The sequence below is a fragment of the Dehalococcoidia bacterium genome (assembly GCA_035574915.1).
GTDB lineage: Bacteria > Chloroflexota > Dehalococcoidia > DSTF01 > WHTK01 > DATLYJ01.
In genome coordinates this window covers 20830-34679 of the sequence record DATLYJ010000105.1, presented here as the reverse complement: position 1 = coordinate 34679, position 13850 = coordinate 20830, and the positions used below count along the sequence as shown (strand labels likewise).

15 protein-coding genes and 1 tRNA gene are annotated in these 13850 nt (G+C 68.9%); 7 read left to right on the top strand and 9 right to left on the bottom strand.

Annotated features, from left to right (window positions below):
- Positions 1 to 4: 4 nt before the first annotated feature.
- Complete coding sequence (locus tag VNN10_09955; protein HXH22343.1) at positions 5 to 2626, bottom strand: cation-translocating P-type ATPase; 2622 nt, start codon at positions 2624 to 2626, stop codon at positions 5 to 7.
- A 144-nt stretch (positions 2627 to 2770) separates the two neighbouring features.
- On the opposite strand from VNN10_09955, the gene VNN10_09950 reads away from it, so the two are divergent.
- Positions 2771 to 3844 (top strand): redoxin domain-containing protein, encoded by a 1074-nt coding sequence (locus VNN10_09950; protein ID HXH22342.1) that lies wholly within the window; start codon positions 2771 to 2773, stop codon positions 3842 to 3844.
- A 78-nt stretch (positions 3845 to 3922) separates the two neighbouring features.
- On the opposite strand, the gene VNN10_09945 is transcribed toward VNN10_09950, so the two are convergent.
- Positions 3923 to 4696: an alpha/beta hydrolase gene (locus VNN10_09945; GenBank protein ID HXH22341.1), complete on the bottom strand. Its 774-nt coding sequence runs from the start codon at positions 4694 to 4696 to the stop codon at positions 3923 to 3925.
- A gap of 19 nt (positions 4697 to 4715) precedes the next feature.
- Positions 4716 to 5462 carry a 3-oxoacyl-ACP reductase family protein gene (locus VNN10_09940; GenBank protein HXH22340.1) on the bottom strand — a complete coding sequence of 249 codons (747 nt, stop codon included), beginning with the start codon at positions 5460 to 5462 and terminating at the stop codon, positions 4716 to 4718.
- A 171-nt stretch (positions 5463 to 5633) separates the two neighbouring features.
- Between VNN10_09940 and VNN10_09935 the strand changes: the two genes are divergently transcribed.
- On the top strand, positions 5634 to 6089 hold the full coding sequence (locus tag VNN10_09935; GenBank protein HXH22339.1) for a hypothetical protein: 456 nt from the start codon (positions 5634 to 5636) through the stop codon (positions 6087 to 6089).
- On the opposite strand, the gene VNN10_09930 is transcribed toward VNN10_09935, so the two are convergent.
- The gene (locus VNN10_09930) at positions 6086 to 7291 is read right to left on the bottom strand and encodes a D-alanyl-D-alanine carboxypeptidase (protein ID HXH22338.1); all 1206 of its coding nucleotides are present in this window, start codon (positions 7289 to 7291) and stop codon (positions 6086 to 6088) included. The two genes, VNN10_09935 and VNN10_09930, sit on opposite strands and share 4 nt — an antisense overlap.
- Positions 7292 to 7353: 62 nt before the next feature.
- Between VNN10_09930 and VNN10_09925 the strand changes: the two genes are divergently transcribed.
- Positions 7354 to 7686: a hypothetical protein gene (locus VNN10_09925; GenBank protein HXH22337.1), complete on the top strand. Its 333-nt coding sequence runs from the start codon at positions 7354 to 7356 to the stop codon at positions 7684 to 7686.
- Between the two features lie 68 nt (positions 7687 to 7754).
- Positions 7755 to 8516, top strand: a complete 762-nt coding sequence (locus VNN10_09920) for a hypothetical protein (GenBank protein HXH22336.1) — start codon at positions 7755 to 7757, stop codon at positions 8514 to 8516.
- 2 nt (positions 8517 to 8518) lie between these two features.
- On the opposite strand, the gene VNN10_09915 is transcribed toward VNN10_09920, so the two are convergent.
- Complete coding sequence (locus VNN10_09915; protein ID HXH22335.1) at positions 8519 to 9190, bottom strand: diguanylate cyclase; 672 nt, start codon at positions 9188 to 9190, stop codon at positions 8519 to 8521.
- Positions 9191 to 9306: 116 nt separating this feature from the next.
- A tRNA-Ile gene (locus VNN10_09910) sits at positions 9307 to 9381 on the bottom strand.
- A 115-nt stretch (positions 9382 to 9496) separates the two neighbouring features.
- On the opposite strand from VNN10_09910, the gene VNN10_09905 reads away from it, so the two are divergent.
- Positions 9497 to 10186 carry a dienelactone hydrolase family protein gene (locus tag VNN10_09905; protein ID HXH22334.1) on the top strand — a complete coding sequence of 230 codons (690 nt, stop codon included), beginning with the start codon at positions 9497 to 9499 and terminating at the stop codon, positions 10184 to 10186.
- An 84-nt stretch (positions 10187 to 10270) separates the two neighbouring features.
- Here the strand turns inward: VNN10_09905 and VNN10_09900 are convergent, their stop codons facing one another.
- On the bottom strand, positions 10271 to 11545 hold the full coding sequence (locus tag VNN10_09900) for an MFS transporter (protein ID HXH22333.1): 1275 nt from the start codon (positions 11543 to 11545) through the stop codon (positions 10271 to 10273).
- A 194-nt stretch (positions 11546 to 11739) separates the two neighbouring features.
- On the opposite strand from VNN10_09900, the gene VNN10_09895 reads away from it, so the two are divergent.
- Positions 11740 to 11979, top strand: coding sequence for a hypothetical protein (locus tag VNN10_09895; GenBank protein HXH22332.1), 240 nt, complete (start codon positions 11740 to 11742; stop codon positions 11977 to 11979).
- Positions 11980 to 12097: 118 nt separating this feature from the next.
- Here the strand turns inward: VNN10_09895 and VNN10_09890 are convergent, their stop codons facing one another.
- Both VNN10_09890 and VNN10_09885 read right to left on the bottom strand, forming a co-directional pair.
- Positions 12098 to 12595 (bottom strand): DinB family protein, encoded by a 498-nt coding sequence (locus tag VNN10_09890; protein HXH22331.1) that lies wholly within the window; start codon positions 12593 to 12595, stop codon positions 12098 to 12100.
- Between the two features lie 39 nt (positions 12596 to 12634).
- The gene (locus VNN10_09885) at positions 12635 to 13564 is read right to left on the bottom strand and encodes a TlpA disulfide reductase family protein (protein HXH22330.1); all 930 of its coding nucleotides are present in this window, start codon (positions 13562 to 13564) and stop codon (positions 12635 to 12637) included.
- 47 nt (positions 13565 to 13611) lie between these two features.
- Here VNN10_09885 and VNN10_09880 point away from each other — a divergent pair, with 47 nt between their 5' ends.
- Positions 13612 to 13791, top strand: a complete 180-nt coding sequence (locus tag VNN10_09880) for a hypothetical protein (protein HXH22329.1) — start codon at positions 13612 to 13614, stop codon at positions 13789 to 13791.
- Positions 13792 to 13850: the final 59 nt, after the last annotated feature.

The following is a 13850-nucleotide window of genomic DNA, read 5'->3' as shown; positions in this document are numbered from 1 at the left end:
ACGCTCAGACGCCCTCCGGCAGCAGGCCGGCGCGGCGGAGGACGCCCGATACTTTCGCGGCCTCGCCGACGGCTAACGGGGCCAGCGAGAGGGCGGCGACAACAGCCATGTGCTTCCACGCCAGGGAGTGGACATCCAGCCTCTCGCTCAGGAATGGCGCCTCGTAGAGGCCGACGAGCAGCAGGGCAGAGGACGCCACCGCGGCCGTCAGCCAGTGGTTTGCCCGCAGGGCGAAGAATGGGCGGGACTCGTTCCTGAAGACGAACGCTACGGCGAGATGCGCGCCCACCAAGGTGGCCAGAGCCATGTCCCTGCCCAGGGCGGCGCCGCCCCATTCTCGCCCGAGGGCGTAGCCAACAAGGGTGCAGGCGGCAACCACGCCGCCGACGCCGACAATCGGCATCAGGGACCGCTTCGAGATGATGCCCGCGCCTGGCCGGCGCGGCGGCCGGGTCATGGTCATCGGGTCGACCGGCTCCAGGCCCAGGGCGAGCGCAGGCAGGCCGTCCGTGAGCAGGTTGACGAACAGTATTTGAAGCGGCGTCAGGGGCGAAGCCGACCAGACGAGCAAGGCGATGAAGATGACCGCCACTTCGGCGAGGTTGCAGGAGAGCAGGAAGTGGACGAAGCGCTGGATGTTGGCGTAGATCGCCCGCCCCTGGCGCATCGCCTCCACGATGGTCGCGAAGCGGTTATCGACCAGGACCATGTCCGCCGCCTCCCGCGCGACGTCGGTGCCGCCGAGGCCCATGGCGATGCCGATATCCGCTGCGCGCAGCGCCGGGGCGTCGTTCACGCCGTCGCCGGTCATCGCGGTGACCTCCCCGCCTCGGCGCGCGGCCTCGACGATGCGCAACTTGTGCTCGCTCGTGACGCGGGCAAAGACGGTCGCGCCCGCGGCCCTGACGCGTAGCTCGTCCGGGTCCAGGGCCTCGATCTCGCGACCGGTAAGGACATCTCCCTCGAGCCCGAGGCGGGCGGCGATCGCCCGCGCCGTTGCCGGATGGTCGCCTGTGAGCATGACGACCCTGACGCCGGCGGCCGCGGCCTGACGTAGCGCTGCCGGGGCCTCCGGACGCAAGGGGTCCCAGAGCCCGGCGAGGCCGACCAGACGCATACCGCGCTCGATGTCAGGGTCATCCTTTTGCGTCACGTCCCGGCGAGCGAGCGCGAGCACGCGCAGGCCATCGGACGCCATCCGCGCCGCTTCTTCCTCAGCGCCTGCGGGGGAAATGTCGCACAACGGGAGGACGACCTCAGGCGCACCCTTCATGTAAGCGGCGCGGCGGCCGTCGGGCCCGCCCACTGTCACGGTCATGCGCGCTCGGCTCGAATCGAAAGGGATTTCCGACAGACGCGGGTGGTCCCGCCGCGCCGCCTCGGGATCGAGCCCGGACTTCAGCGCGAAGGCGAGCAAGGCAATTTCGGTCGGGTCGCCGATTTCGGGTTCGCCGTCCCCTCCCAGCCGGGCGTTGTTGCAGAGGACGGCCGCGAGCAGCGCCTCCTCCCGGCCGTCAGGCGTCCAGAGCCGCTCGACAGTCATGCGGTTCTCAGTAAGCGTGCCCGTCTTGTCCGTGAAGATGACGGTCACCGAACCGAGCGTCTCGACGCTCGAGAGGCGCCGGACGATGGCGTTCTGGCTCGCCATCCGCTGGACGCCGATGGCCAGCACGAGGGTGGTGGCTGCTGGCAACCCCTCGGGGATTGCGGCGACGGCCAGGCTGGTGGCGGTGAGGAACATCTCGCCGGCGTCGATGCCGCGGGCCACCCCGATGACGAAGACGAGTACGCACAGCAGCAGAGCCCCGAACAGCAGAAAGTGGCCGACCCCTTCGAGCCGCTGCTGCAGGGGCGTCATCTCCTCCTTCGGGGCGGCGATCAGGCCGGCTATGCGGCCCATCTCGGTCTGCGAGCCCGTGCTGACTACGACGCAGGCGCCGCGCCCGGAGGTCACGACCGTGCCCTGAAAGACCATGGAGGTGCGGTCCGCGAGGACAGCGTCCAGCCCAACGGGGTCTGGGCCTTTGTCGACCGGTGTCGACTCGCCGGTGAGCAGCGCTTCGCTGACCTGGAGCGATGCGGCCTCGATGATCCGGCCGTCGGCCGGCACGATGTCCCCGCTCTCGAGCAGGACGATGTCCCCGGGCACAATGCCCGCCGCCGGCATCCGCGCCGGGCGGCCGTCGCGAAGGACGGTCGCCTCGGGCGCGACCATCGAGCGCAAGGCCTCGAGGGCCCTCTGCGAGCGATATTCCTGGGCGAAACCGAGCATGGCGTTGAGGAGGACGATCGCCCCGATCGCCGCTGCTTCGAAGGTGTCGCCCAGGGCGAGGGAGACGGCGCCGGCGACGAGGAGCACGTACACGAGGATGGACCGGAACTGGGCGAGAAGGAGGAGGGTCGCCGGCCGGCCCCTGGCGGCAGGCGCCAGGTTTGGCCCCAGGTCACGCAACCGGCGGGCGGCTTCGGCGGCGCTCAGGCCGGCCCCCGGCGAGACGCCCAGGACGGAGAGCACCTCCGCCGCTGTCAGGGCGTGCCACGGCCTCCGCGCGCCTTCGTCCCCGGCTCGCGCTTCGGCTTCGGTCCACGGGTCCTGCAGGTGAACAGGCTCGGAGTCAGGCCCCACTGTCCTATTCCATCACGTGCTGGCCGCGGGCGGTATCCACCATCGATCTGATCCGGTCCGCGGGGCGTTCCAGATCGGGCAGCGCATGGCCTCACCGTGCGCCTCGCGGGCTTTCACGGTAATCTCATGGGCCAGGAGGCAGAAATGGCAGCGACCATAATCTACGGCGAGAGCGTGCGAGAGGAAGCGGAAGCCGCGGTCGAAGGGGCGCGCCTCTGGCTGCCGGCGGAGACACTCCACGCCGCGACCGGCTGGGAGCTCAAGCCGGAGGGCCTCTGCCGCGACGAAATGTGCATTCCGGTCCCACCCGGACGCGAGCCCGAGTTCGTGCGGCAGGACGCCGGGCGGACTTATGTCGACTTCCGGGCGTTCGCGGACTACATCGGACAGCCGTATGCCAGCGACGAAAGCGGCAGCATCTGGGCCTTCGGAGAATCGCCCGAGGAGCTAAGGAGTCAGATCCTCTCTCTGGAGGCGCCGGACTTCACTCTCCCCGGCTACGACGGGCGGGAGTATACACTCTCGGCGTTCCGCGGCCGGAAGGTCTTGCTGCTCCTCTGGAGCTCATGGTGAAGCTGCCGCTTTGACCTGCCGGTCTGGCAGGAACTGCGGGAAGAACTCAAGGACCGCAACTTCGAGGTCATCACGGTCGACGAGGACAGCAAAGGGGCAGAGGCAGGCCAGCAGTTCATCGACGCCGCCCAGCCGAAGCACCCTGCGCTCATCGACAAGCTGTTCAAGGTCGCAGCGCTTTACAACACCAAGAACGTCCCCGCCTGCTTCTGGATCGATGAGCAGGGCAAGATCGTGCGCGCGAACGACCCCGTCTACTTGCTCCGCCGCAATCGTGAGACCGGGGAGACGACAAGGAACGAGCGCTACTTGAACGCGGTGCGCGACTGGGTGGCGAAGGGCCCGGCGAGCATCTTCGTAACACCGCCGGAGGAGACGAGCCGTCGCGTCGGCTCACCCGACGCCGACAACGCGCGGGCGATGGCCCACTTCCGGCTCGGGATGTACCTGAACGCCGCGGGGCGGCGCGAGGAGGCGGTCGCGCAGTTCAAGCGCGCGCACGAGATCAAGCCGGACAACTGGAATTTCAAACGCCAGGCCTGGAACCTGGGCAACATCGAGCAGGACTACGGCACCACGTTTCAGCAGGAGTTGCAGAAGGGCATTCCCTTCTATCCGCCCCTGGAGTTGCCGGAGGTGACGTAGGTCTCGGGTGTCAGACGGCCGCGCACACCGCATTGGGCGTAGCGGGCCGCGACCGCAGGGGCTGTAATCGAAGAGGGACTACGGGGCGCGGCAGTGCCTGCGCAGGAATGCTCGTACGGCTTCGACGAACGGCCCGAAGGCCTCGCGACGGATGTTGTGGCCCGCGGAAAGCCGCACCACATCGAGCGTCGAGCAGAGGCGCTGTGCCTCGGCCGCGGTCTCTGGTGTCACGATAGCGCCGAGCGCATTGTCACCGGTGACCAGCAAGACCGGCAGGCCCTCGAGGCCGCGGACGTCGTCTCTCCACGCTTCCGGGCTGGTCGGAGGCAAGCCCGTTGCCCGAAGCTGTTTCTTCGATTCCGCCCAGTCGCGGAACTCGACATCGTGCCACCCGGGATTGCGCTCGCGGCCGGCCCTCTCGATCTCGTCGACGCTCATGGCGGCGTAGTCCGGCCTTGGCGGCCTGGGCGCCCCTGCCCTGTCAGGGGAGCGCCAACCCGGGTCCTCCAGGATGGCGCAGGCGAATGCGCCGGGCGCCTTCGCGGCCGCGCGGGCGACAGCGGAGGCGCCCATGGAGTGCCCGATCAGCGCCGGACGCTCGAGTTCCAGCGCCCTGACGACACTGGCGAGGTCTCCCGCGGCGTTCGGGTTCGCGTCACCGCCAGAGAGGCCATGACCACGGGCATCGTATGCGATGAGCTCGAACTCGGCCTCGAGGGCCTCGGCGACCCGTGTCCAACACCTGCCGTTATCGCCGAAGCCGTGAGCCAGCAAGACCGGCGCACCGGACCCACGGCGGTAATAGTGGAAGGTCTCGCCTTCGATTGAAAGCTCGCCTTCTCGCCAGCTCATGCCGGATGCCCAAGCGGCCCTACATGTACTGGCCGCCGTTGGGGTTGAGCTGCTGGCCGGTGATCCAGTCGCCCTCGGTGACGATGTAGCGGACGAAAGTGGCGACCTCCTCCGGCCTGCCGAAGCGGCCAAGAGGGATCTTGGCGAGGAGCGCGGCTTTGATGTCGTCGTTGAGGGCGGTGACCATATCGGTCTCGACGAAGCCCGGACACATGGCGTTGACGGTGATATTGAACCGGGCGAGCTCCAGGGCCGCGGACTTCGAGAAGGCGATCAGGCCCGCCTTGGCCGCGGCGTAGTTCGCCTGCCCGATGTTGCCGGACTGGCCGATGATACTCGACATGTTGACGATGCGGCCGAAGTTGCGCTCCCGCATGTGGCCGGCAAGCAGGTTGGTCATGTAGAAGGCGCTGCTCAGGTCGGTCTCGATGACGGCGTGCCATTCCTCCGGCGACATGCGCTGGATGGTGCGGTCGCGGTTGATGCCGGCGTTGTTGATCAGGATGTCGACCTGTCCGTAGGCCGCGAGCGACTGGTCGACGAGCTTCTTGCACTCCTCGAACTTCGACACATCGGCCTGGATGGCGATGGCTTCGCCGCCGCCCTTCTTGATCTCCTCGACGAGGCCCTCGGCCATGTCCTTCGCCTGGGCGTAATTCACGACAACCTTGGCGCCCACGTTGGCCAGCTCCAGGGCCACCGCCCGGCCGATGCCGCGCGAAGCCCCGGTAACGATTGCAACCCTGCCGTCAAGTCGAGCCGCCATTCAGGTCCTCCTCAAGTCTGAAGCCCCGTCCCGGGAATCCGGGCGCACAATAGCGTTTTCGCCGCTTGAGGGCCAGCGTGCGCCGGCCGATGAGTGATGGCGCCTTGCCGCGCGCGTGTTGCAGCGAAGGGCCTGACGCCGAGGCATCCATCCGGTTACGCTTCTAGCCAGATGCGCCTTCCTGGTTTCAGCAACGCGCGGCTCAGGCTGCGCTTCGAGCAGCGGGAGTGCGTAATCGTGCCGCAGACGCGTGGCTTCGCGGCGCTGCACGCGGACGTGCACTTCGCGGCCTCGGCTTCGCGGCCCCTGCTCGTCGAGGACGCCTTTCTCGTGTGGCGGATCGGGCGGCGAGAGTTCCGGCGGAGCCGGTGGGACCGCGCCGTCGCGGGAGGGAGGTTCCGCTACCCGCCGCAGCCCCTGGCGTTTGAGGCCGGAGAGGCGCCGCAGACGCTGACGTTGACCTTCAACGACGCGCTCATCCCCTACGGGGATGAGCCGCCGCCGACGCTATCGAATCTTTCGCTCGAACTGCAGCTCGCGGGAGGCGCGCGCGAGTCGCGCGAGCTGTGGCGGCTGCAGATGTCTTCGTGGGACGAGCCGGCGCGGTTGAGCTGGACCGGCGGCTAAGTGCGTGTGAGGCGCCAGAGGACGCCCGCTTTTGGCAGGTCCCTTGCCAGGGTCAAGGGCACGCGGCGCTCCTGCTCACCCAGGCGCAGGACGAGAGTGCCCACTTCAGTGCCGGCCCTCATGCCACCCCGGACCTGGTTGAGTTCGACCGAGGCCTCGAGCGTCATGCCGGGCCACAGGAGCATCTGGACGTCCTCCGCGACGACCACGTCCACGGGACCTGACCACTCTGGGTCCAGGGTCGCCACCGGCTGCCCTGAGGCGACGACGCGCGCAAACTGCAGGCCCTGGCCGAGGGCCGCAAGTATGCGGCGTGTCGCCTCGAAGGCGGCGGGCCGGTCCGCCTGGCCCATGACGGCGCCGATTACCTCGACCTGTTGGCCGCCGACCTGGCGGCGCGCGACGAAGAGCAGGTTACCGCCAGCCTCCTCGGTGAAGCCGGTCTTGATGCCGACCACGCCGTCCTGGCCGATGAGCTGGTTGACGGCGTTCACGAGGCCGATGCCGGGGAGCCGCACGCTGGGCATGGCCACGATCTGGGCGAACACCGGGTTTTGCATCGCCGCGCGCGCGAGGACAAGCTGGTCCTGGGGCGTGCTCACGGAGCCAGAGGAGAAGCCGCTGGGGTCCGCGTAAGTAGTGCTGGCCATGCCGAGAGCGCGGGCCTCCGCGTTCATCTTCTGGACGAATGCCTGGACCGACCCCGCGTCCCAGACCGCAAGGATCTCGGCGAAGTTGTTCGCGGAGGGGACCAGAAGGCCCTGCAGGAGCTCAAGCTGTGTGAAGCTCATGCCGGCAGCGACTGGCAGCACCGATTGGTCCTGGGCCAGCATCTGCAGGTAGCGCGAGGCGTCGGCGGCTGTCGTCGTAATGGTCGGGCCGGGCTCGCCCGGACGGAGCGGGTGGTACTTCAGGATCACCCAGGCCGTCATCACCTTAGTGATACTGGCGATGGGCCGCGGCGCAGGCGCACCGCTTGCCGCCAGCGTGCCGAGGCCGGTGACGGAGACTATCGAGGCGCCGGTCGCCGGGAGAGGCAGCGGGCTGACGGACCCGACCGTCGCCTGGGGCGCGAGGGTCGTGGTCGCCTCGATGGCAGGCAGGCCGCGGACGCTCTGGAAGACGCCGAGAAACAGCAGGATGACGGCCGGGACGGCGATGAACAGGGGGCTTATACTGCTGCGCCGCTCGTACGAGTACACCGTCAGCCAGTCTAGCGGCTCGCCATCTAACAATCCGCCGTCGCCTCTGCTAGCCTCGCTACATGGGCCTGCGTGACTACTTCGGGCGCCTCTTCCGGCGGCCGCCTTCGGGCGAGAGCTTCGAGTTGCGGCCCGCGGAGCAGGTGGCGCTCGCCTACCTGCTGCGGTTCGAAAGCGCGACCTTGGAGGCCCTTCGTTCCGAGTTGGAGTCACGGCACTGGGCGGTCACGCCTGATGCCGACGAGGCGATGAGCCGCCTGGTCGGCCTGGGACTCGCCGAGGCGCGCCTGCAGCCGGACGTGCGAGGCGCCACCTTCGTGGTCACGCCGAAGGGCCGGCGGTTCAAGGGACGCCTCCCCGACGACCCGCGGAGTGTGACGGAATTCTGGATATAGCCCGCTAGAACGCCCGCCTGCGGCCGAAACTTATTAAGGAGACTCCTGACCCCTGGGGGGCACGCTTCTTGACGCCGCAACTCCCGCTCGAAGAGATCCTGCGCCACCTCGCCGCCTGGCTCGAAAACGAACTCCACTCAGACCCCGCATCTCCGCAATCAGCCGCCGCACCGCCGGCGGCCCGCTTTGCCGTCGAGTTGCGGCTGGGGTCGCGGGAGGCCGTCCAGGAGTTGGGCGCCGCCGTCGACCGGCTGCAGTCGGAGCGCGACCGCGCCATCGAGATGCTGGAGACGGCTCTCGCTGACAAGCACACCCTCGAGGAGCGCCTGGCCGCCGCTATGCGCTCACGCAAGTGGGCCCTTGCCGCCCGCAGACGCCTGCTGATGCGCCTGCGCGCGATCGAGGCCCAGGCAGCCCCGGGCGAGGGGGCGGGTCTGCCCGCTGTCCCGCACGAGGCGGCCACGGTGACGGACGCGCTCCGGGCCGAGCTCGAGACCGAGCGCGTCGCCCGCGCGGCCGCCGAGGCGTCGCTCGCCTATAGCGAGGCGGACAGGCAGCGCCTGGAGCGCGAGCTCGCGCGCGCGGCCTCGCTCCAAGCCGAGCTCGAGGACCAGCTGCGGGCCGCCCGCCGGCTCAACGACGACCTGCAGGCCGAACTTGGCGAACTGTGGCGTGTCCTGCGGGAGACGCACCCCGGCGAGCCGCTGTCGATCAGCCTCAGCGTCTCCGAAGGCGACCGGCGCGAGGGTGTGGAGCGCGTGCAGGCGAAGATCCTGGGTGCGCGCGAACTCTTCAAGCGGCGCAGCGGGCGCTGGCCGGTAGCGATCTAACCTCAGGCGGCCTCGGGGTGGGCCGCGCCGAGGACGTCGATGTCGACGGCCCGCCGGCGCGCGAGCTCGATCAGGGCTTTGCCGTCGCAGTCGTCCTCGGGGTAGACAGCAAGCCCGACCTTCGCGGGGCGGCCGTCCAGACTCTGGAGCACGCGGGCGATGGCGCTCTCCGCGCCCGTCCGGTCACAGTGCACGAGGCAGATCGCGAACTCCAGGGGTCCGAGCGCGGCGGTGATGTCGACCGCGCGCACGCTCTTCGCCATCGCCCGGCCAAGTTCGGAGGCTAGGCCGCCCCAGGAGTCGTTCGACATCTCGGTCAGCCGCAGCTCGCCCAGCTTCATGCAGACGACCGCCATCGAGAGCCCGTAGCGGGCGCAGCGCAGGTACTCCTCCTGCAGGCGAAGCTCCAGGTACCAGCGGTTGTAGAGGCCGCTGACCCTGTCGTAGAGGGCCAGGCGCCTGTTGACCCTGTTTTCCTGGGTGAGTTGGCTCCGCAGGCCGCCGTCGGCTTTGGCCGCGGCCCGCCGGGTGCTGCCGGCGAAGCCGAGCCAGGCGGCGAAGAGGCCGAAACCGAGCGCCCCCGCGAGGCCAATAGCGGGCAGGGGCCCGATGGCGGCCGCGGCCAGCAGCGCCCAGGTGGTCAGCAGCAGCAAGCTGACTGCGACAGGTGCCATCAAGGCCGGCGATCGCGGCAGCCGATGCCGCAGTGACGCGATCGCGTACAGGAGCGAAGACATTTAGTGATTGTCGGCCCAGGGAGGACGGGAATTCAGTCTCGGCTGCACTGGAGTGGTGGGCCCGGCAGGATTCGAACCTGCGACCAACCGGTTATGAGCCGGCCGCTCTGCCGCTGAGCTACAGGCCCGACGCCAGGATCGTAGCATACGGCGGCGACGAAGCCCGGTGCGGCTTCCGGAGAGTCGGCCGCTGCGCTAAAGTCTGGCTACCCCGGACCCTGAGCGACGAATCGGAGGTGGAGCATGGCTTACTCGGTCAAGGGCGAGATGGTTACTTTCCCGAACGAGAGCACGGACGTCAGCGGCTACTTGGCCCGGCCCGACGCCGAGGGCCGCTTCCCGGGCGTCATCGTTATCCAGGAGTGGTGGGGGCTCGTGCCGCACATCAAGAACGTGGCGGAGCGGTTCGCCGCCGAAGGCTTCGTGGCCCTCGCGCCTGACCTCTACCACGGCCAGACCACGACGGAGCCGGACAGGGCGATGCAGTTGGCGCGCTCCCTGGCCTGGGACAGCGCCCTGCACGACCTCAGGGCGAGCGCGAAGTACCTGAAAGGGCTGCCGCAGTGCAGCGGCAAGCTCGGGGTGGTGGGCTTCTGCATGGGCGGCGGCCTCTCCTACCGGTTCGCTGCCCACTCCGAGGCGCCGGACGCGGCCGTCATCTTCTACGGCAGCTCGCCCAACCAACTCGAGGAGGCGAAGTCGGTAAAGGCGCCTGTGCTCGGCATCTACGCCGAGCTGGACACGCGCATCACGGGGAACGCTCCCGCTCTCGCGGAGGCCATGCGCAGCGCCGGGAAATCGTTCGAGTACCACGTCTACCCGGGGGCGGCGCACGGCTTCTTCAACGACGAGGCGCCGCAGATCTATAACGCCGACGCCGCCCGCGACGCCTGGGCGCGCACCCTGGCCTTCTTCCGCCAGCACCTCACGTAGCCAGCTCCACCGGGGTCGCGGCCCCGACCGGCTCCGAAAGACGGGGCGTGAAGGATGCCCCGCTGCGCCTTTCCCGCGCCCTGCTCAGGACGCGATGTCGATGCTCGCCTTCGATGCCTCGACCTCGGCGGCCCACACGCGCCGTCCGCCGCGGACGGTCTCGGGCGCCCACAAGCCAAAGGCGGCGGCGCTCACCGCCACCAGGGCGGTGTTGAAGTACAGGGAGCCGGCATAGCTGGAAGCGTCGGCGATCCATCCCATCACCGGCGGACCTACCACGAAGCCGAGGTCGCCGTAGGTCCGGTAGAGGCCCATGGCGAAGCCGCGCGAGGCCTGCGGGGCAATGTCGGCCGCGTACGCCGCCGGCGCCGGGCCGGCGAACCCTGTGCCGACACCCTGCACGACGGAGGCGAGCACCAGGAAGGCTACGTCCCCGGCGAGGGCGAACATGACGAGCGAGGCGCAGGTCATGGCCGAGGCGGGGACGATGACGGCCTTGCGGCCCCAGCGGTCGGCCAGTGTGCCCGCGAAAGGTACGGCGGCCAGGTTCAGGAAGCTCATCAGGGTAAAGAGCGCGCCGAGACTGCCGGGCGAGAGGTCGAAGCGGTCGGCGCCGAGCAGGGGCAGGATCGTCTGCCTGCCGCCCGTCCTGGTCATGAAAGTGCCGAGCGTGACCATGCTGATCAGGAAGAAGGGCAGGTTCGTGCCGAGAGCGATCGTGTCGCGTAGCCAGCCGCGCGACGCCCGGCCCTCCGGCAACGCCGAGCGGCGCTCGATGCCGTGCGACTCCGGCACCGACCGGAAGGCCCACACGGCGCACAGGCCAGAGAGGCCGCCGACCACGATGAACGGCGCGCGGAAGTCCGTGAACTCCGCCACGAGGCCTCCGACGGCCGGCCCGAGGCTGGTGCCAAACAAGAGGCTGCCCTGGTTGAGTCCCATCATGCGCGCCCGGTTCCCCGGGTCGGCAATGTCCGTGAGATAGGCGGCGGCGCCGGTCATGTACATCGCGGAACCTGCGCCGGCCAGGAAACGCCAGAGCAAGAGCTGCCAGATATCGCCGGCGGTCGCGGAGAGGAAGGACCCGGCAGCGACCACCAGCGGGCCGCCGATCAGCACCAGCCTGCGGCCGAAGCGGTCGGACGCGAGACCTACGGGAATGTTCAGGAAGAGCCGCGCCAGGCCGAAGGCGGCGATCGTGAGGCCGACGGTCGCGGCGCTCACGCCGAAGGAGCGCGCGTACAGGGGAAGCACGGGGCTCGTCACGCCCTGGCCGAGCATGATGATCGCCGTCGCCACGCAGAGCATCAGCAGGGAGGGATAGCGGCGGAAGAGGCCCAGGAGACTCTCCTGCTCCATGGCCGCAAATTACATCCCGGCGGCCCTACAGGCGATTCCGAGACGCCTGCTCCCGCTCCCGGACGGAAGTGAACCCCTTCACACTGCTCCTTAACTCACTATTAACCTGACTTAACTTGGCCGCAACAAAGCATTGGTATGGTCTATACAGGGGTGATAGGAATCACCGATAATTTCTCCGGGAGGGATTAGAAATGTTCAATTGGCTCGAGGCCGAGGCCCTGGCCTGGATGCGTCAGCACGAGGTCGAGCGCGGCCTCATCCAGGCCGTCTGGATAGCCGAGCTCAGGGAGCCTGAGGCTGCGCGCCGCCCCCTGCGCTCGCGGCTTGCGTCGCTGTTGGTACGCCTGGGCGCCCGCCTGGACCCTGCCGCCGTCGCCGCGAGCGACGCGGACGCGCTCACCGAGGGCCGCCTGGCCGCCTATCTGCGTTAAGGCGCGCCCGACGCCCGGCTGCTCCCCTCGGTCTAGGTAGCCTGCCGGGGCCTGACGCCGGCCTGCCGCCTGACGAAGGCCAGCAGGTCGCCCGCGTGCTGGCGGGCATGCGCGAGGTTCACTTCCAGGAGCTGTTCGAGGGTCTTGCCGCGGTGGGGGTGCCAGGACGGACACATACCGCCCGCAGCTCCTCTTCGCTGATAGTCGCGATGGTGTGCCGGACCTTGCGCCGCCCGTGGTCCAGGTAGCGAAGCAGCACCTCGCGCGGGTAGACGGGGGCCGGGAGGCGCGCGGCGCCATCGGCTGCCATGCCTTGCTCTTCGGGGCCGCCGCGGACGTACTCGGGGCTTTCGAAGCCCTCGCCCGTGCTCGTGTAGAAGTCGAGGAACCACAGGCAGTGGTAGGCAACCACCCAGACAGCAGACAGTGACTGGATCGACTCCTCGGTGCGCTCCGGGACCGGCGTCACGCCTTCACGGGGCCAGACCCAGGCGTCGGTCTTCTTGACCCGCCAGGCGCTTGCTTCCCAGAGGTCGTCCGGGCACTCCCGCAGCGCCCGCTCCAGGTCGCCGATCGCCTCTTCGAACTCCGTTGTGAGGGCCGAACGGTCGATCATCGGTGTCCAGGGGCCTCGGAGGCCCGGCGGCAGGCGCCGCTATCCACCCTCGTACCTCACCAGCACCGGGCCTTCGTAGAGAGGGTCCGGGCTCGCCTCGAGGCGACGCGCCAGCTCCTCCGCCAGGGCCCGGCCGTCGATTACGCGGCGGTCGAACTCGACCGTCAACTTTACGGACCCGCCGGCCGAGCGAAAGTCGACGCGCTTCACGCCCGCCACTTCCCGCAATGCCTGCACGGCGTCGCCGGCGCAGTAAGTGAGGTCGCAGCGCAGGGTTCGTGATTCCGAAACGAGCCTGCTCCCCTGGGCCTTCACGACAAGGAGCCGCTCACGGGGAATGGTGGAAACGATGCGCAGCACGGGCGCGATCTCGCCGGGCGGTGTCGCGGCAGAGGCGGCGTCCAGGAGGCGGGTGAGGAGCGCCTTATCGGCGTGACCGCGGTACAGGGCCTGCACCACGCCGCTGGCATCGACGAAGACGCTGAGCGGCAGGCCGTAGACGCCGTAGGCGTCCGTGACCCTCATGTCTATGTCCAGGCCGTAGAGGAAGGGGGCCTCCAGAAAGTCGATGAACTCCTGGGCCTGCCTTGGCGTCTCGCCCGCGTTCACGGCCAGCACCGCAAAGGTGTCGAGGCCGCGCTCCTCCTGCAGTTGCTTGATCACCGGCATCTCAGACAGGCAACTGCCGCACCAGGTTGCCCAGAAGTTGATCAGGACGGGCCGCCCGCGAAGGTCGCTGAGGCGAAAGCGCGGGCCTTCTGGAGGCGATATTTCGAAGTCAGGCGCCAGCTTGCCCTCGGCGACGCCGACGGCCGTAGTCGCGCCGCCAGGAGACGTGTCGAGAAGGATCGCCGGCTCGATGGCGCTGGTGCTCGCGGGCCGCAGGACCAGGAGGTAAAGCGGCAGGAGCAGGAGCGCCGTCACCGCGGCGCCGGAGGCCGCGCGCCGCCAGTTGATATACTTCTGCACCAAGAAGCCTCGCGTCATTTTATCGGCCAAGAGCCGCCAGGAGAGAGATGACAAGCAGTCAGCAGCAGCCGGCGCCTCCAAGCAAATCGAAGGAGGTCCGTCTCGGCGATCAGCAGTGCCCTCGCTGCCACGAGTCCTTCACCATCTCCTACTGGGCAGACGGCGTGCTCGTCCAGGCCCGCTGCCTGAGCTGCGACCTCAAGTGGCCGCTGCCCTCCGTCGTATAGGCAACGTTTTACAGATGTTTCATTGATTCCCGGAAACGCGCGGGCGTAACTTGGCGATA